This window comes from Pseudohaliea rubra DSM 19751, from assembly GCF_000764025.1.
GTDB lineage: Bacteria > Pseudomonadota > Gammaproteobacteria > Pseudomonadales > Halieaceae > Pseudohaliea > Pseudohaliea rubra.
In genome coordinates, this window is record NZ_KN234753.1 from 13,487 (window position 1) to 38,034 (window position 24,548).

Sequence of the window (24,548 nt, forward strand, 5' to 3'; positions counted from 1 at the left end):
GCCGTGCTGAGGCGCTTTTGTGCATTGCACGACGTCAGTCAAGCAGTACTCAAACAGTAAACGAAATTCAACTTTTCGCCCACCAGTTTCAAGGCATTACGGCATGATTTTGTCGGTTGGAAACTGCAGCGCATGCTGCGAATCGCTGGGGCCGCCCAGGTGGGGCCGCCCAGGTGGGGCCGGCTGCCAGCATCCTCACCGCGAGCGTGACAAACAGAGACGCTGTCACTGAGCCCCACCCACGGGGGAGCCAGTGGCCAGGCCGAGTGTCCTGTGCCTTCCGAAGGGCCCGCCTCTGATAGTCTGTGCAGCTAGGGAGGGACCATGCACACCCAGGTTGCAGAAATACTGATCGATATTGAAGCCGAACTGCGGCAGCTCCAGCTCTGGGAGCGGGAGCCGCCGCCGGCCGACGCCCTCGCTTCCACGCAACCCTTCTGCTTCGACACGCTGACGCTGCCCCAGTGGCTGCAATTCGTGTTCCTGCCGCGCATGCAGGAGCTGGTCGCAGCCGAGGCGCAGCTCCCCGGGGACTGCGGCATCCGGCCCATGGCTGAAGAGCACTTCCGCAACGCACAGCTGCCGATCCGCGAGCTGCTCCTGGCCCTGGATCGGATCGACCGGCTGCTCGGTGGGGCTTAGCTGCCCAGGCGCCAGTCCAGAGAGACCCCCACGATCCGGCCGCGCGCGAGGGGGCTGAAGGCGCCGCCCAGGGGTTCGCCGATGAACACCGCGGGCAGCTGCGAGTCGCCTCCGTGCTTGACCTCGTTCAGGAGGTTGCGCGCGTAGCCGGCGACGGTCCAGTGGCCGTCCGGGCTGGTCCAGGCGAGGTCCAGATCGACGAGGTCCTGGGCGAGGATGTAACCGAGGTTGTTGTCCGTGTAGGCGACGCGGTCGCGGTAGTTCCAGGCGACGCGGGCGTCGAGGCGGCCGCTAGCCACTGCTCCCTGCCATCGCGCTTCCAGGCTGCCGGTCCACTCCGGCGCGCGCGGCAGCGCCAGGTCCTTGTCGGCGCCGTCCACGGTGCCGTTGCCGTCCAGGTCGAAGCGGACTTTCGTGTAGCGGGCGTCGAGGTAGCTCGCGGTGGCCGCCAGGGTGACACCCGCACCGGCCTCGATGGTGAGGTCCAGTTCCGCGCCGCTGAGCTCTGCACTCGCGGTATTGCGGATCAGCTGCAGGATCCCGGCAGTGCCGCTCGGCAGGTTTACCTCCCGCTGCATGTCTTCGACCCGCGTGTGGTAGAGCGCCGCGTCCAGGGCCCAGGCGTCGCCGCGCAGCTTGTAGCCCACTTCGACTGTGTCCACCTGCTCCTCGTCGTAGGGGCCGGGGGGCTGGGCGGCGTTAGAGTTGCGCAGGTTATAGCCGCCGGAGCGGAAGCCGCGGGTCCAGCTCAGGTAGCCGTGACGGTCCTCGTCCGGACGGTAGCTTACGCCGAGCCGCGGTGCGACGGTCTGCCACTGCTCGCTGTCCTTGAAGTCGAAGGGGCAGTCGCCGCTGACAACAATATTGCAGGGCGTCGGGTTCAGGTTGAAGGAAGCAACGTGTACCTGTTTCTCCTCCCGGGACAGGCGCAGGCCGGTGCTCACGGTCCAGCGCTCGCCCAGGTCATAGTCCGCAGCGACGAAGACTGCGGCGGTACTGAGCTCTTGCGTGCCCCCGCCATCCTGGGTGAACTGCGCGCTGTCGGGAACGCCGCTCTCGCCCAGAAACAGACGCCGGTCATGGTAGGCGAGATCGCCGGCGAACAGGTAGAGGCCGGCGGTGAGGTCCAGCGCGGGGCCGAACTCGCCCCGGTAGCGCAGTTCATTACTCCACTGCTCGGCGTCGATCCAGCCCGGGGAATGGAACAGGAAGGCGGGCTGGCCGTCGATGTCGCTCATGGCAACGGAAGACTGCTCGCGCCAGCCGAAGATGTTGGTCAGCGTGCCCTCGCCGAAGCCCACGGCGCGGTCCCAGCGGAGGGTCAGGAAGTCGCTCTCCACGGACTGGTAACCGCGCTCGTCGATGGCGAACTCGTGGCTGTCCCGCGGGAAGTTGCGCGGCGTGCCGGGAATCCCCGAACCGTTGGTGTGCGACTGCGTGGCCGCCCCCTCGCCGTCGATATCCGTGCGCTCGTAGAACAGCGTCACCGTGTCGGCCGCCGTCGGCTCCCAGACCAGTGTGCCGCGGGCCATGGCCTGCTCGACCGCGCCGAAGTCCTCGCCGTCCGCGAGGTTCTCGAACCAGCCCTGGTCGTCGTTGCCGTAGAGCACCAGCCGGCCCTTGAGGCTATCGCTCAGCGGGCCCGACAGGCTGCCCATGAGGTAGCGCGACAGGCCGCCGTTGCCGCCGCCTTCCACGGCACCGCGCAGCGCTGCCTCGAAGCGCTCGCCGGGCTTGCGGGTTTCCAGGAGCACTGCGCCGCCGGTGACGTTGCGGCCGAAGAGGATCCCCTGCGGGCCGCGCAGAACCTCAATGCGCTCGAGGTCGAAGATATCGAAGACCGTGTCGTTGTTGACCGCGAGATAGACCCCGTTGACGAAGACGCCGACGGCCGGATCGATGGACGGGATGGAGCTGTTGATGCCGAGGCCGCGGATGGAGAAGTTCGCGGTACCGCGGCGGGTGCCGACGTCGTCCAGGAGTACGCCGGGCAGCCCGGCGGACAGGCGCGTGAGGTCGCGCGCCTTGAGCGTGTCGAGGTCTTCGGCTGAGAAGGCAGTGACCGCCACCGGGGCCTCGATGGCGCGCTCGCTGCGCTTGCGGGCGGTGACCAGGACCTCTTCCAGTACCGGGCGGGCGCCGGCCTCGTCGGCGATAGCGGGCGTCGCCGCCGCGGTGGTTGCGAGGAGGAGGGCGGTGCTGAGGCTGCGCTGCATGGAAAGCTCCCTGGCTGTTTGGCGCGCGAAGGGTGCGCCAAGCGTCGGGCGCTGTCAACCCAAGACTGACTCTGTGGTTAACAAGTGTGCTTGCGGGAAGCATGACACGTGTCGACCGCCGGCGCAGGCCCGCCTTGCGGACGGAGTCGCGGCGGGTCGCCGCTCCTACAGAAGGTGGGAGCCCTTTGTAGGAGGCACGACTCGTGCCGACCGCCGGAGCAGGCCCGCCTTGCGGACGGAGTCGCGGCGGGTCGCCGCTCCTACAGAAGGCGGGAGCCCTTTGTAGGAGGCACGACTCGTGCCGACCGCCGGCGTGAGCCGGCCTTGTGGCCGGCCTTCGGCCGGGGTCGCGGCGGGTCAGATCCGCTCGACGACGGTGGTGATGCCCTGGCCGAGGCCGATGCACATCGTGGAGATGCCCCAGGTCAGGTCCCGGTCCTGCATCACGTTCAGCAGGGAGCCGGTGATCCGCGTACCGGAGCAGCCGAAGGGATGGCCCAGGGCGATGGCGCCGCCGTGGACGTTGACCTTCTCCTCCATGCTGTCCAGCAGCCCGAGGTCCTTGAGCACCGGCAGGGCCTGCGCCGCGAAGGCCTCGTTGAGCTCGACCATGTCGATGTCGTCGATGGACAGGCCCAGCTGCTTCAGGGCCTTCTTCGTCGACGGCACGGGGCCGTAGCCCATGATCGACGGGTCCACGCCGGCGACGGTCATGGCGCGGATGCGGGCGATCGGCGCAAGGTCCAGGGCCTCGGCCTTCTCAGCCGAGAGCACCAGCATGGCCGAGGCGCCGTCGGAGATCTGCGAGGAGGTGCCTGCGGTCACCGTGCCGCCCTGGGGGTTGAAGGCCGGCGGCAGCTGGGCCAGGCCCTCAAGGGTGGTTTCGGGCCGGATGGTCTCGTCCCGGGTGACAGAGACCAGGGCGCCCTGCTCGTCGTGGCCCTCGACGGGGATGATTTCCCGGTCGAACTTGCCGTCCTCTGTCGCCTTGTGGGCGAGCTGGTGGGAGCGCAGGCCGAGCTTGTCCTGAGCCTCGCGGCTGATGCCGTGCATGAGGCCGAGGTACTCGGCGGTCATGCCCATCATGCCTGCCGCTTTGGCCACGTTGAGACCGAGGCGGGGATTGATGTCCACGTCGTCCATCATCGGCAGGTGGCCGAGGTGCTCCACGCCGCCGACGAGGTAAACGTCACCGATGCCGGCCATGATGCTGGCCGCCGCTGTGTGCAGGGCAGACATGGAGGAACCGCAGAGGCGATTCACCGTCTGCGCGGGCACGGTGAACGGCAGCTGGGCCCGCAGCACGATATTGCGCGCGAGGTTCATGCCCTGCTCGCCCCGCTGCAGCACACAGCCCCAGATGAGGTCGTCGATCTCCGCCGAGTCGAGCTTGTCGTTGCGGGCCAGCAGGCCCTTGATCACCGCGACGGACAGGTCGTCCGCGCGGACGTTGCGGAAGCAGCCGTTCTTTGACCGGCCCATGGCGCTGCGGGCGAAGTCGACGATGACGGCGTCTCTCGGGTTGGCTTTCACAGTCATTCTCCTTTACGCGAACCGGCGCTCAGTAATAGGTCTCGCCCGCGGCGAGTTTGGCTTTCATGCCCTCGGTGAGCTCGTAGCCCTTGCCGAGGTCCGCGAACTTCTCCGATTGCTCTGCCAGCCAGGGCAGGCCGACGGTGTCCAGCCAGCGGAAGACGCCGCCGCGGAAGGGCGGGAAACCGATGCCGTAGACCAGGGCCATGTCCGCCTCGGCGGCGCTGCCAACGATGTTCTCCTCGAGGCAGCGGGCAAGCTCTGTGGCCATGGGCAGCATCATGCGGGCGATGATGTCGTCGCGCTCGAACTCGCGGCGCTCGCCGCAGACCGGGGCAATCAGCTCATAGGCGGTGTCGGAGGGCGTCTTCTTCGGCTTGCCGCGCTTGTCGGGTATGTAGTCGTAGAAGCCCTTGCCGTTCTTCTGGCCGAGGCGGTCGTTCTCGAACATGACTTCCGTCGCGGTCTTGAAGTCCAGCTTCATGCGGTCCGGGAAACCCTCGGCCATGACGCCGGCGGCGTGTACGCCGGTATCGATGCCGACTACGTCCGTGAGGTAGGCCGGGCCCATGGGCCAGCCCCACTTCTCCATGACCTTGTCGACGGCCTGGAAGTCGGCGCCGTCGCGGAGCAGCTTCGAGAAGCCGTCAAAATACGGGAACAGCACCCGGTTCACCAGGAAGCCGGGGCAGTCTTTCACCACCACGGGTTTCTTGCCCATGCGGTTGGCGTAGGCCACGGTGCGGGCGATGGCGGCGTCCGAGCTTTTCTCGCCGCGGATCACCTCCACCAGCGGCATGGCGTGTACCGGGTTGAAAAAGTGCATGCCGCAGAAGTTCTGCGGCCGCGCAAGCGCCTCGGCGAGGTAGCTGATGGAGATGGTCGAGGTGTTGGAGGCGAGGATCGTGTCGTCTGTGATCTGCTTTTCCGTCTCGGCGAGGACCGCGTGCTTTACCTTCGGGTTCTCGACCACGGCCTCGACCACGATGTCGACCTGGTCGAAGCCCTCGTAGCTGAGCATCGGGTCGATGCTGCTGAGCACCTCGCCCATTTTCTCGGGCGTCATGCGGCCGCGCGCGACGCGCTTCGACAGCAGTTTGCCGGCCTCGGACAGGCCGAGGTCCAGGCCTTCCTGGGCGATATCCTTCATCTTGATGGGGATGCCCTTGTAGGCGGACTGGTAGGCAATGCCGCCGCCCATGATGCCGGCGCCGAGGACGGCCGCACGCCCGATCTTCCTGTCCGCCTGCTTCTCCCAGCCCCTGGCCTGCTTGGAGAGGTACTGGTCGCCGAGGAAGATACCGACCAGCGCGGCCGCCTGCGGCGTGGTGGCGAGTTCGGCGAAGCCCCGGGCTTCGACCGCGAGAGCGTCTTCGAGGCCCATGCCGCGGGCTTCCTCGATCACTTCAACGACTTTCATGGGAGCCGGGTAATTTTTACCGGCCTGCTGCCCGACCATGGCCTTCATGGTGAAGAAGGCCATCATGGCCTCCGTGTCGTTCATGGGCAGGGGGCTTTCCTTGGCGGCGCGACGTTCGGCGTAGTCGAGGCTGCCGTCAGCGGCATCGCCGAGCATCTGCAGCGCGGCATCGCGCAGAGCCTCCGCTTCCACCACCGCATCCACCGCACCGGCCTTGAGGGCGGCGTCGGCGCGCTGCTCCGCACCGGTGGTGATCCAGGTCACCGCTTCGTCCACGCCAATGATCCGCGGCAGGCGCGCGGTGCCGCCCCAGCCCGGGAGGATGCCGAGCTTCGTTTCCGGCAGGCCCACCTTCGCGGCGCTGGCCATGACCCGGAAGTCACAGGCCAGGCAGACCTCGAGGCCGCCGCCCATGGCGTAGCCGTTGATGGCGACCACGCTCGGGAAGGGCAGGGCCTGGAGGCGGTTGAAGTTGGCATTGTTGGCGCCGGTGAAGCCGGCGATGTCGTCGGCGCCGGCGCCGAACAGCTCCGTGAACTCGGTGATGTCGGCGCCGACGATGAACACCGGCTTGCCCGAGGTCACCAGCAGCCCGCGCAGGCCCTGCTCGGCCTCGAGGGCATCGAGGGCGGCGGTGAGATCGACGACGGTGGCCTGATTGAACTTGTTGACCGATTCGCCGGCGAGATCGAAGCGCAACTCGGCGAAGTCGCCATCGAGGCGAGCCACGGAAAGCGCGTCACTCTGGTAGATCATGGTGAGGTCCTGTTGCTGTAGGCAATGGATACCGGCGCTGGGCCGGCGGGGGCTCTACAGTGTAGCGCCCGCTCCCGGTCCTGTGAATGTTTGCAGTGTAAATATGTGCCCTTTTGCGTATCGCAGTTCTCCGGGACGGCTGCTGGACGGCTCCCCCATGAGAGAAGACTCCCGCCCTCACCCCGTGATCCTGGCAATAAGGCGCTGTTTTCGGTGCGAAACGTCAGGCGGCGATGGCGGTCCTGCGGTGCTCGCGCAGGCGCAGGAAGATGTCGGGGCCGGGCTTGAGGGGGGCCGCCAGCGGCAGAGGCCGGTCCGGCGGTGCTTACGAAGGTGATCAGTGGAGCGTGCGGGCCTGTCAGGCGTTTGCCGCGCTGTCGAGGAGCGCTTCAAGGAGGGCCTTCTGGGCGTGCAGGCGGTTTTCCGCTTCCTCCCAGATTACGCTGTCCGGCGCATCCATCAACCCGGCGCTGATCTCCTCGCCGCGGTGGGCGGGCAGACAGTGCATATAAAGCGCCCCGGGGGCGGCGCGGGTGAGGAGCTCGGCGTTGAGCTGGAAGGGCGCAAAGGCCTTCGCGCGGTCCTGCTGTTCCGCTTCCTGACCCATGGACGCCCAGACATCAGTCACCAGCAGGTCAGCGCCGGTGGCGGCGGCGGCCGGGTCGTGGCCGACGCTGACCCGGTCGCCATTGGCCGCGAGCAGCGCCGCGTCCGGTTCGAAGCCGGGCGGGCAGGCGATGCGCAGCTCAAAATCGAATTGCCGCGCGGCGTTGATATAGGACTGACACATGTTGTTACCGTCGCCGACCCAGCATACGGTTCGCCCGGCAATGGAGCCACGGTGCTCCCGGTAGGTCTGCATGTCGGCGAGAAGCTGGCAGGGGTGGAAGCTGTCCGTGAGTGCGTTGATCACCGGTACGCTCGAGGACACGGCGAAGCGCTCGACGATATCGTGGCCGAAGGTGCGGATCATCACAACGTCGACCATGGAGGAGATCACCCGGGCCGAGTCCTCGATCGGCTCGCCGCGGCCGAGCTGCGTATCATTCGGTGAGAGAAACATGGCGTGGCCGCCGAGCTGGGCCATGCCGGCCTCAAAGGAGACCCGGGTGCGGGTCGATGACTTGGCGAAGACCATGCCCAGGACCTTACCGGGAAAGCGGCGCTGGTCCTCGCCGGCGCGATGGCCGCGCTTCAGCTCGCTGGCGCGGTCGAGGAGCGCGTCGAGCTCGGCGGGAGAGAAGTCCAGAAGGGTCAGAAAGTGCCGCGGTGCCATCGTGGTTCCTCTGGGCGGTCTATGCCCCGCGCGCTGAGGCCTGCGCGGACCTGCGCGGAAAAACGGGCGAGCATAGCCGCTGGGCGGGACGCAGGCAAATTGCAGATCGTGCCGGCGGACCCGCGACTTTTGCCGAATAACCGACTAAAATGCGCAGGTATACGCGACGGAGCCGCGAGCCGCGGACATCCGCCGGGGCTCAACCGAGAACTCACGTAAGCCAGGACTCAACAAGGAAGCGACGATGGATATCATGGAGCAAATCCGGGAGCAGATCGAAAAGAACACGATCCTGCTGTATATGAAGGGCTCGCCTAATCAACCGCAGTGTGGTTTCTCGGCGCGCACGGTGCAGGCCCTCATGGCCTGTGGCGAGCGCTTTGCCTATGTGGACGTGCTGTCCAACCCGGATGTCCGCGCCAATCTGCCCCAGTACGGCAACTGGCCCACGTTTCCTCAGCTCTGGGTGAAGGGCGAGCTCATCGGCGGTTGCGATATTGTCAGTGAGATGCACGAGAGCGGCGAACTCGCCACCCTCATCAAGGAAGCGGCAGGGGACGAAGCTGTCTCCTGAGCCGCCCCCGACCGCAGGGCCTGCCGGGGGCCCTCAGGCCTCCGGCTTGACGGTGCGTGTGGCGGTCTGCAGGTAGTTCTGCAGGCCGAGACGTTCGATGAGGCCGAGCTGCGTCTCCAGCCAGTCGATGTGTTCCTCTTCGGACTCAAGGATGCTCGCCACGAGGTCTCGGGAGGCGTAATCGCCGACACTCTCGCAGTAGGCCACTGCGTCTTTCAGATCCTTGTGGGCAATGTGCTCGAGTTTCAGATCGCACTCGAGCATGTCCTTTGTGTCCTCACCGATCAGCAGCTTGCCGAGGTCCTGCAGGTTAGGCAGCCCTTCCAGGAAGAGAATGCGCTCTACCAGGGAATCGGCATGTTTCATTTCGTCGATGGACTCGTGGTATTCGTGCTCGGCGAGCTCGGTGAGGCCCCAGTCCTTGTACATCTTGGCGTGGAGGAAATACTGGTTGATAGCTACCAGCTCGTTGCCGAGAATGCGGTTGAGGTGTTCGATGACCTTGGGGTCGCCCTTCATGCTTGTCACTCCTGTACTGGCGGTCTCCCACCGAGGCGGGCGGAAGTCGAAACGTCAGTGTAAGGGGAGGTTGTGCCCGGTGCCAGTGGCGCGGGACGGTCAGGCCGGACGCACCGCCGCGTAGAAGCGATCTTCGGGTATGGCCATGCCACCGCCTTCCTCCAGCACGGCCTGTGCCATGGCGCCGCACTGGCCGCATTGGCTGGCGACGCCGAGGTGCTCTGTAAGCTCCTCGAGCGTTGAGATGCCGGTAGACGCCGCGGCGCGGATCTGGCTTTCGGTGATGCCGTTGCAGAGACAGACGAACATGTGCGATTCCCTGGTGCCTGTAGGAAAAATAGTGCTAATGAGAATTATTGTCAAATGTTATCTCGACCTGTCCTTTGATGCCGGGGGCGCCGGCGACCGGCCGGCTCGGTTATACTGCCGCGCCCAGCATGACGGGTTGGCGCCATGACTCTCGACAGCTACATGCAGGAGCTCGGCCGGGCGGCGCGTACCGCTTCCCGCCGCCTCGCCGCATCGACTACCGCGGAGCGCAACGGCGCACTGCACGCCATTGCCGGGGCCCTGGACGGGGCCCGCGAGCGTATCGCTGTGGCGAACGCAGAGGACCTCGCCCGCGGTCGGGAGCGGGGCCTTGACCCGGCACTCCTCGACCGCCTGGAGCTCACCCCGGCGCGCATCGATGCGATGCTCGCGGGGCTGGGGGAGGTGGCTGCGCTTCCGGACCCGGTGGGCGCGATCAGCGACCTGGCCAGCCGGCCCTCCGGTATCCGTGTCGGACGCATGCGCGTCCCCCTCGGTGTGATCGGCATCATTTATGAATCCCGGCCCAATGTGACCGTGGATGCCGCTGCGCTCTGCCTGAAGGCAGGCAATGCGTCGATCCTCCGCGGTGGCTCGGAAGCGCTGGCCTCCAACACCGCCATCGCCGGCGCCATTGCCGAGGGCCTGCGTGCCATGGCTCTCCCCGCGGGCACGGTACAGGTGGTGGACACGGCGGATCGGGCTGCCGTTTCCGCTCTGGTGCGCATGGAAGGCTATGTGGACGTGGTGGTGCCGCGCGGCGGCAAGGGCCTTATCGAACGCGTGCTGGCGGACGCCCGGGTGCCGGTACTCAAGCATCTTCACGGTGTCTGCCATGTCTATATCGACGCCGCTGCTGACCTGGCCATGGCCCACGCCATTGCCGTCAACGCCAAAACCCAGCGCTATGGCACCTGCAACACCATGGAAACGCTGCTGGTGGATGCCGCCGTCGCTGACAGTGTGCTGCCGGGCCTCGGCGAGGCTTACCGGGAAGCAGGCGTCGAACTGCGCGGCTGCAAACGCAGCTGCGCGCTGCTACCCGGCATCCGCCCGGCCACGGAGGCGGACTGGAGCGAGGAATACCTGGCGCCGGTGCTGGCCGTGCGGGTCGTCGACGACTACGAGGGCGCCCTGGCGCACATTGCACGCTACGGTTCGGGTCATACCGAGGCCATCGTCACGGCGGACCACGGCCGGGCCATGCGCTTCCTGCGCGAGGTCGATGCGAGCTCGGTAATGGTCAACGCCTCCACGCGCTTCGCCGACGGTCACGAATACGGCCTCGGCGCGGAAATCGGCATTTCCACGGACAAGCTCCACGCCCGCGGTCCCGTCGGCCTCGAGGGTCTCACCTCGCAGAAGTGGATCGTACTCGGTGAAGGGCACCTGCGCTCTTGACCAGTGCCGGTCCGGTTGCCGTTTTCGGCGGCACCTTCAACCCCGTGCACCTGGGACACCTGCGCTCGGCCGTGGAGCTGGTCGAGCGTCTCGATCTCGAGGAGCTGCGGTTCATGCCCTGCGCGCTGCCGCCGCACCGCGAGGCCCCGGGGGTGGACGCGGCGACGCGCGCCCGCCTCGTGGAGCTGGCGATCGCCGGGGCGCCCCGGCTGACCTGTGATCGCCGGGAACTTGCGCGCGACGGCCCCTCCTACACCATCGACAGTCTCCTGTCCCTGCGTGCGGAGCTGGGCGCTCATCGCCCGCTGCTGCTGGTAATGGGCAGCGACGCCCTCGCCGGGCTTGCGGGTTGGCACCGCTGGGAAGAGCTCCTGGCGCATTGCCATATTGTTGCTCTGGCCCGTCCCGCGGCAGCGCTGCCCGCCGGGGACGTCGTGGCCGCCTGGCTGGAGCGGCACCGGGTCGGGGTCGCGGCGCTGCGGGAGAAGCCCGCCGGGGGCGTCCATCTACTTCAGCTGCGGCCGCTGCCTATTTCCGCCACGGAAATCCGGGGGCTGGTACAATCGGGACGGTCGGCGCGCTACCTGGTCCCGGATCCGGTGCTAGCCTATCTCGAACGCCATGCGCTTTATCGACAGGAAGCTAACGATTGTCAGCAGTGAATACTCCGGCCGCAAGCAGCGGCCCGCGCACACCGTGACCGCCGAGGAACTCCGCGACCTCGCCCTTGCTGCCCTTGAAGACCTCAAGGGCGTGAACGTGATCAGCCTTGACGTACGTGACCGCACCGACGTCACTGATTTCCTTGTGGTGGCCAGCGGTACCTCCAACCGTCACGTCAAGTCCCTCTCTGACAGCGTCATCGAGAAGGCCAAGGCAGCCGATCTCCGCCCCCTCGGGGTGGAAGGCCAGGATGCCGGTGAGTGGGTACTGGTGGACCTCGGTGACGTGGTGGTCCACGTCATGCTGCCCGCGACCCGGGACTTCTACGATCTCGAGAGGCTCTGGGCGGTCCCTGACCGGCCGGGCTGATGCGCCTCACGGTGCACGCGGTGGCGGGCAAGCTGCCGCGCTGGGTGGCGGAGGGCAGTGCCGACTACGAACGCCGACTCCCCCGGGAGTTGAAACTCGTCTGGCGCGACGTGCCCCTGGCCCGACGGGGAGCCGACGGCAGGGCGGCCATCCTTGCCGAGCGCGAGGGTGAACGCATGCTCAAGGGCGTCGGCCACGGCGACCGGGTTATCGCCCTGGACCCGGCCGGTGAACCCTGGCAGACGGTGGATCTTGCCCGGCACCTTGCGGACTGGCAGATGGACGGACGCCCCGTGGCCTTTCTTGTGGGCGGCCCCGACGGTCTTTCCCCGGCCTGCCGCGAGCGAGCCGAGCGAAGCTGGTCTCTGGGCCGGCTGACGCTGCCTCATCCGCTGGTCCGCATCGTTCTCGTGGAGCAGCTCTATCGGGCTTGGACAATTCTCACCAACCACCCCTATCATCGCGGCTGATTGCCCGCCGGGATGCGATAACGGCTCATGGCGCAGCTCATCACTCTAAAGGATACGCGGCGGGAACTGCGCAGCTATGGCGGTCGCACGGCGGTCGCCATCCTCGTCGTGCTCGGGGCTCTGTTTCTCATTTTCCTTCGCTACTTCAACCTGCAGGTTACCGGTTACGAGACCTATCGCACGCAGTCGGAGCGCAACCGCGTGCAGCTGCAGGCGCTGCCGCCGAAGCGGGGTCTTATCTACGACCGCCATGGCGCCTTGCTGGCCGCGAATCGGCCCAGCCATATCCTCTCCCTCGTGCGCGAGCAGGTGCCGGATCTCGATGGCACGCTGACAGCGCTCGGGGAACTGGTGTTTGTGGATGAGGACGATCTCGAGGCCTTCCGCCGGCGCCTCGACCAGCGCCGGCCCTACGAACCGGTCCCCCTGCGTTTCCGGCTGACTGAGGAGGAGCGCGCCCGGCTGGCCGTGAATCGTCACCGCCTTCCGGGCGTGGTGGTGGATGCACAGCTCATGCGCCATTACCCGCAGGGCGAGCTCTTTACGCATGCGATCGGCTACGTGGGGCGCATTAATGAGCGCGAGGCGGCACGGCTGGACGCCTCGGACTACCGCGGTACCTTCCATATCGGCAAAACCGGCATCGAGCGTCGCTACGAGGAGACGCTCCACGGCGAGGTGGGTTACCAGAACGTCGAGAGCAACGCTCACGGCCGGGTGCTGCGGGTCCTGGACCGTTTTGATCCCGAGCCCGGTGAGGACCTTGGGCTGCACCTCGACAGTACGCTGCAGCGCGTGGCGACGACCGCCCTCGGCGACCAGCGCGGCGCGGTGGTTGCCATGGACCCGGAGACCGGCGGTGTCCTGGCGCTTGTCTCCACGCCGGTCTTCGACGGCAACCTGTTCGTCAACGGCATCAGCAGCCGCGAGTACAGCGCCCTGCGCGACTCGCCGGATGTCCCCCTCTTCAATCGCGCTGTGCAGGGGCAGTACCCGCCGGGTTCTACGGTAAAGCCGCTGATGGCGCTGGCGGGGCTCGAGGCGGGGCTGGTGACGCCGGAGACCATGGTGCCAGACCCGGGCTGGTACCGGCTCCCGGGCGACACGCGGCGTTATCGCGACTGGATCCTGCGGATCCGCGGCACCGGCCACGCCCCGGAGGTAGACCTGCAGATGGCCCTGGCAGAATCCTGTGATGTTTATTTTTACGACCTCGCCCGGCGCCTGACCGTGGATCGCATGGCCGACTACCTCGCGCCCTTCGGCCTCGGCAGCCATACGGGTATCGATACCACCAACGAACGTCCCGGGGTGCTGCCCTCCAGCGACTGGAAGCGCAGGACCCTCGGCCAGCCCTGGTACCCGGGCGAGACCCTCAGCGTGGGCATTGGCCAGGGCTATATGCTGGCCACGCCGGTGCAGCTGGCGGCTGCTACCGCGGCCGTCGCCAACCGGGGAGTCTTCCGCGTGCCGCAGCTGGTGCGTCGTATCGGTGGTCGGGCAGTCCCCCCCGCGCCAGCCCGGGTGATCGAGGCGGCGCCGGAAACCTGGGATGCGATCCACGAGGGTATGCGCGCCGTTGTTCACGGAGAGCGGGGGACGGCGAAGCTCATTGCCCGCGGTCTTCCCTACACCATGGCCGGGAAGACCGGCACGGCGCAGGTCATCGGCATTGCCCAGGGCGAGGTCTACGACGAGGATGAGATCGCCGAGCGGCACCGCAACCACGGGCTGTTTGTCGCCTTTGCGCCGCTGGAGGCGCCCACGATCGCCGTGGCGGTGATCGTCGAAAACGGAGGTGGCAGCACCGCGGCCTCACCGATCGCCCGGGCGGTGATCGATGCCTGGCTACTGCGCGGAGAGGCGCTTGCCGGTGGTTGATTATGTGCGCCAGCTGCCGGAACACGATGCGGGTCTGCGCCGCGGCTCGCGGACGGCTGTGCGCCTGCGCCTGGACCTGCCGCTGCTGCTCCTGCTGCTGGCACTCACCGCCTACGGCCTGGTGGTGCTGTACAGCGCTGCCGACGGCGATCTGGGCGCGGTGATACGCCAGGGGCGTTATTTTGTTGTCGGTTACCTGGTGCTGCTCGCCGCAGCCTATTTCCCCCTGGTGCGCTATCAGCGCTGGTCGCCCTGGGGCTACCTTGGGGGGGTGCTGCTGCTCGTCGGCGTGATGTTCTTTGGCGTCGGAGCCAAAGGTGCCCAGCGCTGGCTGGACCTGGGTGGTTTCCGCTTCCAGCCCTCAGAGATCATGAAGCTGCTGGTGCCCATGACCGTGGCCTGGTACCTCGCCGATCGTGTGCTGCCGCCGCGGCTGCCCGATCTTCTCGCCTGCTTCGGGCTCATTCTGCTGCCGGCCTTGCTTATCCTGCAGCAGCCGGATCTTGGCACCGCGCTGCTTATCGCCGCGAGCGGTCTCTTTGTGGTGTTCATGGCCGGCATGGGCTGGCGCTATATCATCGGGGCTCTGATCCTCGCCCTGGCATCCGCCTGGCCCATGTGGGCTTTTGTGCTCAAGGATTACCAGCGCCAGCGCATCCTCACGCTACTCAACCCCGAGAGCGACAAGCTTGGCGCCGGTTGGAATATTATCCAGTCCAAGACCGCCATCGGTTCCGGCGGCTGGTCTGGCAAAGGCTGGCTCGACGGCACGCAGTCGCACCTCGACTTCCTCCCGGAGAGTCACACGGACTTCATCATTGCCGTCCTCGGCGAGGAGTTCGGGCTGCGCGGTGTTGTGCTGCTGCTGGCGCTTTACCTGCTTATTCTCCTGCGCGGGTTCTGGATCGGCCTCAACGCCCAGAGCACCTACGGTCGCATCCTCGCGGGGAGTCTGACGCTGACTTTCTTCGTGTATATCTTTGTTAACATGGGCATGGTGTCCGGGCTTCTGCCTGTGGTTGGTGTCCCGCTGCCCCTGGTAAGCGCCGGCGGCACCTCCGTGGTGACGCTCCTGGCGGGCTTCGGCCTGCTCATGGCAGTCGCTTCGGAGCAGCGGGTCATCGGACAATGAGCCGCCATTCCGGCCAGCGAGGGAGTTCGATGTTGCCAACTTGTTCCGTTCCCCGATCCCTGCAGCGCCTGGCGCTGCTCGCCGGGCTCTGCCTTGCTCTGCCGGCCTGTGCCGAGCACTACGACGATCATCCTGGCGCGACGGCGTTTATCGACGAGCTTGTGGCCGACGATGGTTTCGAGCGAGACAGCCTCGAGGCGCTGTTCGCCCGGGCGGAGCGCCAGGAGAGCATTCTCGAGGCTATCGCCCGCCCGGCAGAGAAGACCAAGCCCTGGCATGAGTACCGGGCTATCTTCCTCACCGACCGGCGTATCGACGAGGGAATCGCCTTTCTCGCCGAACACCGCGAGACGCTGGCTGCTGCCGAGGCCGACAGCGGCGTGCCCGCGGCGGTGATCGCCGCAGTGCTGGGTGTCGAGACCTATTACGGCCGCATCACCGGTCGCTACGCAGTGCTGGATGCGCTGTCGACCCTGGCCTTCGACTATCCGCCGCGTTCGCCCTTTTTCCGCCGGGAGCTGCGACACTTTCTCATCCTCGCCCGGGAGCAGGGCCTTGACCCGAGCAGCCTGAAGGGCTCCTATGCCGGCGCCATGGGCTACGGCCAGTTCATGCCCAGCAGCTACCGCAGCTACGCTGTCGATTTCGACGGTGACGGGCTTGCCGATATCTGGAACAACCCTGCCGATGCCATCGGCAGTGTCGCCAACTATCTCGCCCGCCACGGCTGGCGCCCCGGGGAGCCCGTGGCAGCGCCCGCGAGCCTGGCCGCGCCGGTGCCTGACGACTGGTTCGACGCCGGTCTAAAACCGGAACGCACCGTGGCTGAGCTGCGCGCCGGGGGCTTGGTGCCCGCCCGCGAGCTGCCGGCGGACGCACCGGCCCTGGCCCTTGCGCTGCGGGGCGAGGCTGGGCCGGAGTACTGGCTGGGGCTGCCGAATTTCTATGTCATCACCCGCTATAACCACAGTGCGCTCTACGCCATGGCCGTGTACCAGCTCAGCGAGCGCCTGGCGGCGGTGGCTGACGCGTGAGCCCACCCTGGAGCCTGGGCTGTCTGCTGCTCATCGGCCTGAGCGCCTGCAGCGCTCCGGAGCCGCCCGATGGCCCGCCGCTCAAGGCGATCGCCGCCCACGAGGTGCCTGATTCCGTGCCTCGCGCCGAGCCCATTCTGCGCGCCGGGAACAGCAGCCCCTACGAAGTGGCCGGTGAGACCTACCGGGTGCTTCCTAGCGCGGAGGGCTACCGGGCCGAGGGCATCGCCTCCTGGTACGGCACGCGGTTTCACGGCCGCAAGACTGCCAACGGGGAGCCTTATGATCTCTACGGGCCGACCGCGGCCCACCGCACGCTGCCGATTCCCTCCTATGTACGGGTGACCAGCCTGAGCAATGGCCGGTCCATGGTAGTGCGGGTGAACGATCGCGGCCCCTTCCATCCGGAGCGGGTGATCGACCTCAGCTACGGCGCGGCCGTGCGCCTGGGCTTCGCCGAGGCCGGCACGGCGCGGGTGCAGCTGGAGGCCCTGACCGTTGCCGGCGTCGATGACCGGCGCAGGAGCGAGGCCGGCGTTTATCGCTACCTGCAGCTCGGCGCCTTCGACAGCGCCGCCACGGCGCAGAGCCTGCGTGACCGGGTGGCGACGCTGGTCGATGCGCCGGTCACGGTGACCCCCGTCGAGGTGCATGGCCGCGCCCTCAGTCGGGTCCGCGTGGGGCCGGTTCGCGATGAGGCCCACCTGGAGGCGGTGCGCGCTGCCCTTCGCGCCGGTGGCCTGGAGCCCGGCCAGGCCCTGCCTTGAGCGCAGCGCCTTCCGCCGGGCGAGGACGACCTTCCTTTCGCTGACCCGGGGCATGCGGTAACATCCCGCGCTCCTAGCCATCGGGAGACTGCCCTTCATGCGTCGACTCGCCTTCGCCATTCTCGGTCTGCTGCTGGCCGTGCAGGGCCAGGCCCAGAGCATTGTGCCGGCACCCCCGCAGGTCGCCGCAGAAGCCTATATCCTTATCGACGCCGCCACCGGCTTCGTTATTGCCCGCGGCAACCCCGACCAGCCGCTGCCACCGGCGAGCCTGACCAAGCTCATGACCAGCTACGTGCTGGCGAATGAGATCGCCGAGGGGCGCCTGACCCGGGAAGAGCGTACGGTGGTGAGCGAGAATGCCTGGTCGCAGAACCCGGTGTTCAACGGCTCCTCTCTGATGTGGATCGAGCCCGGCAAGGACGTGACCATCGGCGAACTCGAGCGGGGCATCGTTATTGCCTCTGGTAACGACGCCACGGTGGCCGTCGCCGAGCACATCGCCGGCAGCGAAGATGCCTTTGCCGAGCTTATGAATCAGCACGCCGAGCGTCTGGGCCTCAGCAACAGCCATTTCACCAACTCCCACGGGCTGCCGGACCCGAACCACTACACCACCGCCCGGGACCTGGCCAGGCTCTCTGCCGCCATTATCAGTAATTTTCCCGAGCATTATTCGCGCTACCAGGAACTCGACTACACCTACAACGACATCCGGCAGTACAACCGCAACAAGCTGCTGCGGGAAGATCCGTCCGTTGACGGTTTGAAGACCGGTTACACCAGCGAGGCGGGCTATGGCCTGGTGGCGTCGGCCCTGCGCGGCGACATGCGGCTCATTTCCGTGGTTCTGGGGACCAGCAGCCCCACGGCGCGCAAGAACGAAACGCGCAGCCTGCTCAACTACGGCTTCCGCTTCTATGAAACGGCCCATCTCCTCGACGCGAGTGAGGAACTGGACAAGCCGCGGATCTGGAAAGGCCGGGCCGACTACGTCTCCGTCGGGGTCCTCGAGGAGATCGTGCTCACGCTGCCTCGGGGCAAGCGCCAGCAGGTGGAGCGGCGCGTGGCGCTGGTGGACGACATTGTGGCCCCGCTGGCCGTGGGCGACAGCGTGGGGGACCTGACGCTCCTCCTCGATGGTGAGCTGATCTACCAGGGCCCGGTGGTCGCGCTCGAGGCCATTGAGCCCGGCGGTTTCTTTGCCCGCCTCTGGGACATCCTCCTGATGTGGCTCTCGCGGCTCTTCGGCGCCTGAGCCAAGCCGTGAACGAGCAGGAGCCGCCCAGGATCGAATTTCCCTGCGAGTACCCGATCAAGGTGCTCGGCCGTAACCGGGAGGGCATGCAGGATGCCGTGGTTGCTGTCTTCGAGCGCCACGCGCCGGGCTTCGATCAGGCGGGCATCAGTATCCGCGACAGCCGCAACGGTACCTTCCTGGCCATGACTGTGACCATCACCGCCACCGGCCCGGAACAGCTCCGGGCCCTGCACCAGGATCTCATGGCGACCGGTCACGTGCAGATGGTGCTGTGAGCGCCGGGCTCCGCTACCGCCGCCTCGGCGAGGCCGACTACCAGGACACCCTCGCGGCCATGCGCCGCTTCACCGACGAGCGCGGTGTCGACACCCCGGACGAGTTCTGGCTCCTGCAGCACCCACGGGTCTTCACCCAGGGGCAGGCGGGGCGTGCCGAGCACGTGCTCGCCCCCGGGGACATCCCGGTGGTGCAGGTGGACCGCGGCGGCCAGGTTACCTACCACGGGCCCGGGCAATGGGTGGTCTATCTCCTGGTGGATCTGAAGCGCCGGGGACTGGGTGTGCGCGAGCTGGTCAGCCTGATCGAGCGCGCTATCGTCCGCGTTCTGACGGCCTCCGGCATCGATGCTGCGGCGGACCCGGTCCGCCCAGGGGTCTACGTCGACGGGGCGAAGATCGCGTCCCTCGGGCTGCGGGTGCGCCGCGGCTGCAGCTATCACGGCCTCGCCCTGAATGTGACGATGGATCTTGAGCCCTTCGGGCGTATCAATCCCTGTGGCTACGAGGGCCTCGCGGTGACCTCCATGGCAGCGCAGCTGCCGGGAGAGGTGCTGGACGAGGGGGCGGTCGGTGAGGCGCTGCTCGTCGCCCTCGCCGAGGAACTGGGAGAGGCCGGCTAGACCGAGCGGTATCGGCTCGCCCAGGCTACCGCGCCGATGCTGCTCGCAAGGGCCAGCGCTGCCCAGGCGTCCAGCGCCCCGGTGACGAACAGCGCGGCGCCAAGGCCGGTGCCGCTCAGCAGCAGGAGCAGCGTCGGCGCCCGGAAGACCTGGTAGAGCGTTTGCGGCGCCAGCCGGCGGCTCGTTCCTGCGCTGCCGACGCCCGCCTGCGCGTTTATCCCCCGGCGGCGCATCACCCAGAGATAAACCCCCGTGACCAGGATCGCGATGGCGAACAGGTCCAGCAGCGCCCATACCAGCTTCAGCGGCATGCCGCCGTAGTCGCCAAAATGCAGCGGCTCCGCCAGGGCCAGGGTTTTCACATACCAGGGCATTTCCCGGCTGCCGACGAGGCTTCCGTCTACGGCGCTCACCAGCACCGGGCGGGCCAGCTGCTCCGTGAGCGGTGTGCGTCCGTGCAGGAAGATGGCGTAGTGAAAGGCTGTCGACCAGTCGCTCCCCGGGAAGGCGACGAACTGCAGATCCATGCCGGGAGCGGTGCGCTCGGCCTGGGCGACAGCCTCAGCCAGGGAGCTTGCGCGCGCTGGCGCTTCACCGCTGGCGTAGCGTTCCGTCAGGGCCGCAAGCTCCGTGTTGCGCCAGGTATCGATGATCGGTTCGGCCAGGGTGTTTATCACCCCCGTGAGGCCGACCACGAGCAGCCAGCCGAGAGCCGCGATGCCGAGGAGGTTGTGCCAGTCCAGCCAGCGCACGCGCCGGGACTGTTCCCGACGCAGCGTGCCGAAGCGCAGGCGTCGGGTGAAGGGCCAGTAGAGCACCGCGCCCGAGATCAGCGACAGGGCGAACAGCAGCCCCATGAAGCCGAGGAACAGCATCCCCGGCAAGCCGAGGAACAGATCCGTGTGCAGCTGGAGCAGGAAGTGCATGACACCTTCGCCGACCGCGCCGGCGGGGACAAGGTCGCCGCTGGTCAGGTCGTAGGAGAGCATGGTCATGGCGCTTCCCGGGGCGTCGGCGCTCGGTGCCGTCGTGAGATTCACGACGGGCCGGTCGTCGTCGAAGCTCAGAAAAACGGGCACCTCACCGGGACGCCCGGCGAGCCCTATGGTGACTATCTCGTCCAGGGAGAGATGTTCGCCACCTGGGTTGGCCGGCGCCCAGGCTCCCGGATTGAGGGCTGCGTCGATCTCGTCGTGGAAGATCAGCGGCAGCCCCGTCAGGCAGAGCATGAGCAGGAACACGGTGCACAGCAGGCTGGTCCAGCTGTGCACCGCTTGCCAGGCAGCGATGGTGCTGCGCTTCATGGCCGCTCCTCAGAAGCTGTAGGCGGCGCTCAGGAACAGCGTCCGCGGTGCACCCAGGATGAGGTAGTTGGCCCCGGGGAAACCACCCGTGGAGGCCCAGTAGTCCTCGCCGGTGGCGTTCTGTAGCCGGGCCGCGAGGTCCAGAGGGCGGTCGGCCAGGCGCAGCGTGTAGCGCAGACCCAGGTCGATGCGGGTCCACGCGTCGAGTTCCCGGCTGTTCGCCTCATCGACATACTGTTCGCCGTTGTACACGGCACGCCCTTCAACGGTGAAGCCCGTCAGCCCCGGTACGTCCCATTCCGCATTCAGGCTCGCCTGCCACTCGGGGATGCCGATGGGTCGGTTGCCTTCGTTGAGGCCTCCGGCCGTTTCTTCAAGCTCTGCATCAAGCCAGGTCAGGCCGCCGACCAGGCGCAGGCCGTCGCTGGGCTCCCCGAAAACGCTGAGTTCTGCGCCGCTGTTCAGCTGCTCCCCGGCGTCCGTGAACAGCTGGCCGGCCACGATGGCGTAGGGTCGCGTGAAGGTAAATACACCGGCGGTGAAGCCGAAGCGCTCCCGGTCTACCTTGACCCCCAGCTCCCACTGTTCGCCGCGGAAGGGATCCAGTACCTCGCCGGCATTTAGCACCGGCGTGCCGCCGCTGGATGCCGGGGCGATTGCGCCGGGCTGCAGGCTTTCGGCGTAGTTGCCGTAGAGCGACAGCTCTTCGGTGACCCGCCAGACGACACCGGCCGCCGGAGTGACGGCGTCGCTGTCGTAGCCCGACAGCTCCACACCGCTGTTGAAGTCGAAGCTGCGTGTTTCCAGTTCCTGATAGCGCAGGCCGGCTGTCACCAGCACGCTACCCCCTGCGAAGGCCAGCGTGTCGGCGATTGCGACGCTGCGGTTCTGTACTTCCTCGGTGGTCAGCGGGTCCGCGAGGTTGCCGCCGGTGAAGAAGTCCGGCGCCGGCGCCGTGACGGCGACGGGGTTATAGAGGTTGCTTGCGAACGTGTCGAGAAAGCTCGAGAAGGAGAAAGCGTTCTTCGACTCCAGGTCCACGGCGGAGGCGGACAGGACCAGCCGATGACCAATGTCGCCGGTGGCGAAGTTTGCGGCAATGCCGAGGTCTGTGGACAGCACGGTGTCTTCCCGGGTGTTGTCGAAGCGGAAGGCGCTGAGGTTGCCGTCGCCATCGCTGTTCGGGTTGGCGAGGACATTGGCTTCCTCGCCGGAACGGCCGCCGACCGCTGCCCAGGCCGTGACGTGCTCGGAGACGAGCCATTCACCGCGGATCACACCGAATAACTGTTCTTCCTCGGTAAAGGTCCAGGGCTGCGCGAAGTTGTCGGCGCTGTCGGGTTCGCCAGGGATCGCGCCGAAGGGCGTCACCTGGGGCCGGGGGGCGTCGATGCGGTTGTCCTGGTAGCCGAGGTCGGCGCTGAAGCGCAGCCGCTCGCCGGCGTAGTCGGCGCCGATGGAGAAGACCGACAGATCCGCTTCCTGGCCATCGATGCCGCCCTCGCCCTCGCGGGTCATGGCGTTGACGCGGACGCCCCATTCCCGCGCCGCGCCAAAGCGCTGGCCGAGGTCGACGGCGGCGTCGAGTTGGTCTTCACCGGTGAAGCCGAGGGTGACGCGGCGGATGCCGTCTTCCGGGGCGCGCTTGGGAACGAGGTTAACGGTGCCGCCGACAGCACTGCCTCCGGGAGCGGCACCGTTCAGGAAAGCGTTGGCTCCACGAAAGACTTCCACCCGCTCCAGCAGCTCTGCGGCCACGAACTGCCGGGGCAGCACGCCATAGAGGCCGTTCAGCGTGAGGTCGTCCGAGAATACCGGGAAACCGCGGACGATATACACCTCCTGGAAGTTCCCGAAGCCCTTGGCGGTGCGCACCATCGGGTCGTTCTCGAGCACGTCACCGACGCTTTCTGCCTGCTGGCCGTGGATGAGGGACTCGGTGTAGGCCGTGGCGGAGAAGGGCGCCTCGAGGTAGTCGAGGTTGCCGAGGAGCCCGGCGCGCCAGCCGCGCGCGACCTGGCCACCGGCGTAGGCCGGGGGCAGTTCGACCTGGGAGCCGCTGGCGGTGACCAGGACCTCCTCCAGCACCGGCGCCTCGCTTTGTGCAAAGGCCAGTGCGGCGGGAAGCGCGGCGAGAAGGAAAAGAGCGTGCTTGCGTGCCATTACTGCCGTCCATGCTGCTTGGAAGGCGCGCATTCTAGCCGGGAATGGTTCCCGTTAACACCTGAGAAACGATCTTTTTGTTGGCCGGTGTCATTGCCTGACCGGTCGCTTCGCCAGCTTGCGCTGCAGCGTGCGCCGGTGCATGCCGAGGGCGCGGGCGGTGGCCGATATGTTGCCATCGTGGTCGCGGAGCACCCGCTGCAGGTGTTCCCATTCGAGTCGGTCCAGGGAAGTGGGCTGGCTGGGGACAGCCGCGGGCTCCGCCTCGGCCTCGCCGAAGGCGGCGAGGATTTCATCGATGCTGGCGGGTTTGCACAGGTAGTTGGTGGCCCCGCTCTTGGTTGCCTCCACGGCGGTGGCGATGCTCGAGTAACCCGTGAGCACGACCACGCGCGCCCCGGGAGCGCAGGCAAGGAGTGCCGGCAGCGCGACCAGGCCGGAGGTGCCGGGCATGTTCAGATCCAGCAGCACGTGGCTCGGTGCGAAGCTGCCACAGCGCTCCAGGGCGGCGTCCGCATCGTTGCAGACCAGCACGCTGAACCCCCGCCGCTCAAGGCTGCGCGCCAGGACCCGGGTGAAAGCCGGATCGTCATCCACGATCAGAAGCCGTTCTGTGCTCATGGCTGTTCCCTTCCCTCGCCCGGGGCCAGCGGCAGCAGCAGGCGTGCTTCGCTACCCCCCTCGACATTGCGCAGCTCGATGCGGCCGCCGTGCCGCTCTACCGCCGCATGGCTCAGCATGAGACCGATACCGAGCCCCCTGGGGCTGGCCAGTAGCACCGGCTTGCCGGGGTCCGCAAGGAGCTCCCGGGGGAGGCCGGGCCCGTTGTCGCGGACCGTGATCCGTCCCTCGCGCTCGTCCCAGTGGGCGCTGACGTCGACCCTGTCCCCACCGCTGTCCGCGGCATTGTTGAGCAGGTTCTCCAGCGCCTGTGCCAGGGTGGGCTCCGTGAGCACCGCCGGCGCGGCCCCCCCCTGCGTGTCGAAGCTGTGGCGGACGGTGGGGCGACGCACCGCCCAGCGCTCGAGAGTCTCCCGGGCGAAGCGGTCCAGCGCCTGGCGGCGGGGTCGGGTGGCCGAGGTCAGCTCCGCGGTACTGGACAGCTCGCGCAGCGTGCTGCGGCAGGTGGCAAGCTGGTCGCGCAGGACCTCGCAGTCGGCCCTGGCGCCGGTGGTGAGCGCCGGGTCTGCGAGGAGTTCATCGACGGTAACGGTCATGGTGGCAAGGGGCGTTGCAAGTTCGTGGGCGGTGCCGGCGGCGAGGCTGGCAACGGCCATGATCTGGTCATTGCGCAGCCGGTCTTCGCGCTGCTTGGCGTCCCGGTCCGCCTGCGCGCGCAGGATGGCCGCCATGCGGACCACAAAGTAGGTGATCAGGCCCGCGCTGAACAGGAAGTTGAACCACATGCCGAGCGTGTGCATGTTGCCGCCGGCGCCATGGTCCGGACTGGCGTGGGGCGAGAACAGCGGGAAGGGCACATAGATAAAGAGCAGGGTGCTGTAGGCAATCAGTGATGCGCCGGTCACGAGCCAGGTATAGCGCCAGGGCAGTACTGCTGCGGAGACCACGACCGGGACGATGTAGTAGGAAATGAAGGGGTTGTCGGCGCCGCCGCTGAAGTACATGAGCGTGCTCCAGATGCCCACGTCACCCAGGAGCTGACCGAAAAACTCGAAATCCGTTACCGGCCAGGGCTGGCGACTGCGCCACAGCGTCGCCAGCGTGAATACGGCGAGCCCCGAGAGGCCGATGCCGAAGCCGGCCAGGCTCGGGGTCCCGTGGCTCCAGAGCAGGACCCACAGGAATACGCCGGCCTGGCCAAGGAGGGCGATGGCGCGGATAGCCAGCAGACTGCGAAGGTTGGCGAGGGAGGCGCGGTAGACCTCGGGATCGGCGTGGGGGCTCAGCATGGCGGGATTATAGCCAGCGCAGGACCCCGGCGGCACCGCTGCGGTCCCTC

General features: G+C 67.3%; 23 protein-coding genes. 13 read left to right on the top strand and 10 right to left on the bottom strand.

What is annotated here, in order from left to right:
* Positions 1–324: 324 nt before the first annotated feature.
* Positions 325–642, top strand: a complete 318-nt coding sequence (locus HRUBRA_RS05060; protein ID WP_035515104.1) for a YqcC family protein — start codon at positions 325–327, stop codon at positions 640–642.
* Here HRUBRA_RS05060 and HRUBRA_RS05065 read toward each other — a convergent pair.
* The 4 genes from HRUBRA_RS05065 to argF all read right to left on the bottom strand — a co-directional run bounded on the left by HRUBRA_RS05065 (position 639) and on the right by argF (position 7,843).
* Entirely contained in the window at positions 639–2,858 is a 2,220-nt protein-coding gene (locus HRUBRA_RS05065; RefSeq protein ID WP_035515106.1) for a TonB-dependent receptor, read from the bottom strand. The genes HRUBRA_RS05060 and HRUBRA_RS05065 overlap by 4 nt on opposite strands.
* A 357-nt stretch (positions 2,859–3,215) precedes the next feature.
* Positions 3,216–4,391, bottom strand: a complete 1,176-nt coding sequence (fadA, locus tag HRUBRA_RS05070) for an acetyl-CoA C-acyltransferase FadA (protein WP_144244392.1) — start codon at positions 4,389–4,391, stop codon at positions 3,216–3,218.
* A 28-nt stretch (positions 4,392–4,419) separates the two neighbouring features.
* Complete coding sequence (fadB, locus tag HRUBRA_RS05075; RefSeq protein ID WP_035515108.1) at positions 4,420–6,567, bottom strand: fatty acid oxidation complex subunit alpha FadB; 2,148 nt, start codon at positions 6,565–6,567, stop codon at positions 4,420–4,422.
* A gap of 358 nt (positions 6,568–6,925) precedes the next feature.
* Entirely contained in the window at positions 6,926–7,843 is a 918-nt protein-coding gene (gene argF, locus HRUBRA_RS05080; RefSeq protein WP_035515109.1) for an ornithine carbamoyltransferase, read from the bottom strand.
* A 244-nt stretch (positions 7,844–8,087) separates the two neighbouring features.
* Between argF and grxD the strand changes: the two genes are divergently transcribed.
* Positions 8,088–8,417, top strand: coding sequence for a Grx4 family monothiol glutaredoxin (gene grxD, locus HRUBRA_RS05085; RefSeq protein ID WP_035515110.1), 330 nt, complete (start codon positions 8,088–8,090; stop codon positions 8,415–8,417).
* A gap of 33 nt (positions 8,418–8,450) precedes the next feature.
* Here the strand turns inward: grxD and bfr are convergent, their stop codons facing one another.
* Together bfr and HRUBRA_RS05095 are read right to left on the bottom strand one after the other, a co-directional pair.
* Positions 8,451–8,936: a bacterioferritin gene (gene bfr / locus HRUBRA_RS05090; protein ID WP_035515112.1), complete on the bottom strand. Its 486-nt coding sequence runs from the start codon at positions 8,934–8,936 to the stop codon at positions 8,451–8,453.
* A 99-nt stretch (positions 8,937–9,035) separates the two neighbouring features.
* The gene (locus tag HRUBRA_RS05095) at positions 9,036–9,245 is read right to left on the bottom strand and encodes a bacterioferritin-associated ferredoxin (RefSeq protein WP_035515113.1); all 210 of its coding nucleotides are present in this window, start codon (positions 9,243–9,245) and stop codon (positions 9,036–9,038) included.
* Between the two features lie 144 nt (positions 9,246–9,389).
* Here HRUBRA_RS05095 and HRUBRA_RS05100 point away from each other — a divergent pair, with 144 nt between their 5' ends.
* From HRUBRA_RS05100 to lipB, 11 genes are all read left to right on the top strand, one after another.
* Positions 9,390–10,646, top strand: a complete 1,257-nt coding sequence (locus tag HRUBRA_RS05100) for a glutamate-5-semialdehyde dehydrogenase (protein ID WP_035515115.1) — start codon at positions 9,390–9,392, stop codon at positions 10,644–10,646.
* Positions 10,643–11,308: a nicotinate-nucleotide adenylyltransferase gene (gene nadD, locus HRUBRA_RS05105; protein ID WP_035515117.1), complete on the top strand. Its 666-nt coding sequence runs from the start codon at positions 10,643–10,645 to the stop codon at positions 11,306–11,308. The genes HRUBRA_RS05100 and nadD overlap by 4 nt, the downstream gene beginning before the upstream one ends.
* Positions 11,309–11,342: 34 nt before the next feature.
* Positions 11,343–11,678 (top strand): ribosome silencing factor, encoded by a 336-nt coding sequence (gene rsfS / locus HRUBRA_RS05110; RefSeq protein ID WP_035515119.1) that lies wholly within the window; start codon positions 11,343–11,345, stop codon positions 11,676–11,678.
* A complete protein-coding gene (rlmH, locus tag HRUBRA_RS05115) occupies positions 11,678–12,148 on the top strand; it encodes a 23S rRNA (pseudouridine(1915)-N(3))-methyltransferase RlmH (protein WP_035515120.1) in 471 nt (156 codons plus the stop codon). Before rsfS ends, rlmH begins: the two co-directional genes overlap by 1 nt.
* Positions 12,149–12,175: 27 nt before the next feature.
* On the top strand, positions 12,176–14,029 hold the full coding sequence (gene mrdA / locus HRUBRA_RS05120; RefSeq protein WP_035515123.1) for a penicillin-binding protein 2: 1,854 nt from the start codon (positions 12,176–12,178) through the stop codon (positions 14,027–14,029).
* A complete protein-coding gene (gene rodA / locus HRUBRA_RS05125; RefSeq protein WP_035515199.1) occupies positions 14,022–15,161 on the top strand; it encodes a rod shape-determining protein RodA in 1,140 nt (379 codons plus the stop codon). Before mrdA ends, rodA begins: the two co-directional genes overlap by 8 nt.
* A 29-nt stretch (positions 15,162–15,190) precedes the next feature.
* Positions 15,191–16,195, top strand: a complete 1,005-nt coding sequence (mltB, locus tag HRUBRA_RS05130) for a lytic murein transglycosylase B (RefSeq protein ID WP_052094412.1) — start codon at positions 15,191–15,193, stop codon at positions 16,193–16,195.
* A complete protein-coding gene (locus HRUBRA_RS05135; protein ID WP_035515125.1) occupies positions 16,192–16,962 on the top strand; it encodes a septal ring lytic transglycosylase RlpA family protein in 771 nt (256 codons plus the stop codon). Before mltB ends, HRUBRA_RS05135 begins: the two co-directional genes overlap by 4 nt.
* 97 nt (positions 16,963–17,059) lie before the next feature.
* The gene (locus tag HRUBRA_RS05140; protein WP_035515127.1) at positions 17,060–18,220 is read left to right on the top strand and encodes a D-alanyl-D-alanine carboxypeptidase family protein; all 1,161 of its coding nucleotides are present in this window, start codon (positions 17,060–17,062) and stop codon (positions 18,218–18,220) included.
* An 8-nt stretch (positions 18,221–18,228) separates the two neighbouring features.
* Positions 18,229–18,498, top strand: coding sequence for a YbeD family protein (locus HRUBRA_RS05145; RefSeq protein ID WP_201771540.1), 270 nt, complete (start codon positions 18,229–18,231; stop codon positions 18,496–18,498).
* Positions 18,495–19,121: a lipoyl(octanoyl) transferase LipB gene (gene lipB, locus HRUBRA_RS05150; RefSeq protein WP_035515129.1), complete on the top strand. Its 627-nt coding sequence runs from the start codon at positions 18,495–18,497 to the stop codon at positions 19,119–19,121. The genes HRUBRA_RS05145 and lipB overlap by 4 nt, the downstream gene beginning before the upstream one ends.
* Here the strand turns inward: lipB and HRUBRA_RS05155 are convergent.
* The 4 genes from HRUBRA_RS05155 to HRUBRA_RS05170 form a co-directional block, all read right to left on the bottom strand.
* Positions 19,118–20,425, bottom strand: coding sequence for a PepSY-associated TM helix domain-containing protein (locus tag HRUBRA_RS05155; RefSeq protein WP_084592472.1), 1,308 nt, complete (start codon positions 20,423–20,425; stop codon positions 19,118–19,120). The two genes, lipB and HRUBRA_RS05155, sit on opposite strands and share 4 nt — an antisense overlap.
* A gap of 9 nt (positions 20,426–20,434) precedes the next feature.
* Positions 20,435–22,588, bottom strand: coding sequence for a TonB-dependent receptor (locus tag HRUBRA_RS05160; RefSeq protein WP_035515131.1), 2,154 nt, complete (start codon positions 22,586–22,588; stop codon positions 20,435–20,437).
* 90 nt (positions 22,589–22,678) lie between these two features.
* Positions 22,679–23,209 (bottom strand): response regulator transcription factor, encoded by a 531-nt coding sequence (locus tag HRUBRA_RS05165; protein ID WP_035515133.1) that lies wholly within the window; start codon positions 23,207–23,209, stop codon positions 22,679–22,681.
* Positions 23,206–24,498 (bottom strand): ATP-binding protein, encoded by a 1,293-nt coding sequence (locus HRUBRA_RS05170; protein WP_052094413.1) that lies wholly within the window; start codon positions 24,496–24,498, stop codon positions 23,206–23,208. The genes HRUBRA_RS05165 and HRUBRA_RS05170 overlap by 4 nt, the downstream gene beginning before the upstream one ends.
* Between the last annotated feature and the right edge of the window lie 50 nt (positions 24,499–24,548).

Excerpts from the sequence above, each read along its gene's own strand:
- HRUBRA_RS05060 (WP_035515104.1), top strand. The coding sequence starts at position 325 with ATGCACACCCAGGTTGCAGAAATACTGATCGATATTGAAGCCGAACTG.
- HRUBRA_RS05065 (WP_035515106.1), bottom strand. The coding sequence starts at position 2,858 with ATGCAGCGCAGCCTCAGCACCGCCCTCCTCCTCGCAACCACCGCGGCG.
- fadB (WP_035515108.1), bottom strand. The coding sequence starts at position 6,567 with ATGATCTACCAGAGTGACGCGCTTTCCGTGGCTCGCCTCGATGGCGAC.
- argF (WP_035515109.1), bottom strand. The coding sequence starts at position 7,843 with ATGGCACCGCGGCACTTTCTGACCCTTCTGGACTTCTCTCCCGCCGAG.
- grxD (WP_035515110.1), top strand. The coding sequence starts at position 8,088 with ATGGATATCATGGAGCAAATCCGGGAGCAGATCGAAAAGAACACGATC.
- bfr (WP_035515112.1), bottom strand. The coding sequence starts at position 8,936 with ATGAAGGGCGACCCCAAGGTCATCGAACACCTCAACCGCATTCTCGGC.
- HRUBRA_RS05095 (WP_035515113.1), bottom strand. The coding sequence starts at position 9,245 with ATGTTCGTCTGTCTCTGCAACGGCATCACCGAAAGCCAGATCCGCGCC.
- HRUBRA_RS05100 (WP_035515115.1), top strand. The coding sequence starts at position 9,390 with ATGACTCTCGACAGCTACATGCAGGAGCTCGGCCGGGCGGCGCGTACC.
- rlmH (WP_035515120.1), top strand. The coding sequence starts at position 11,678 with ATGCGCCTCACGGTGCACGCGGTGGCGGGCAAGCTGCCGCGCTGGGTG.
- mrdA (WP_035515123.1), top strand. The coding sequence starts at position 12,176 with ATGGCGCAGCTCATCACTCTAAAGGATACGCGGCGGGAACTGCGCAGC.
- mltB (WP_052094412.1), top strand. The coding sequence starts at position 15,191 with ATGTTGCCAACTTGTTCCGTTCCCCGATCCCTGCAGCGCCTGGCGCTG.
- HRUBRA_RS05140 (WP_035515127.1), top strand. The coding sequence starts at position 17,060 with ATGCGTCGACTCGCCTTCGCCATTCTCGGTCTGCTGCTGGCCGTGCAG.
- HRUBRA_RS05155 (WP_084592472.1), bottom strand. The coding sequence starts at position 20,425 with ATGAAGCGCAGCACCATCGCTGCCTGGCAAGCGGTGCACAGCTGGACC.
- HRUBRA_RS05160 (WP_035515131.1), bottom strand. The coding sequence starts at position 22,588 with ATGGCACGCAAGCACGCTCTTTTCCTTCTCGCCGCGCTTCCCGCCGCA.
- HRUBRA_RS05165 (WP_035515133.1), bottom strand. The coding sequence starts at position 23,209 with ATGAGCACAGAACGGCTTCTGATCGTGGATGACGATCCGGCTTTCACC.
- HRUBRA_RS05170 (WP_052094413.1), bottom strand. The coding sequence starts at position 24,498 with ATGCTGAGCCCCCACGCCGATCCCGAGGTCTACCGCGCCTCCCTCGCC.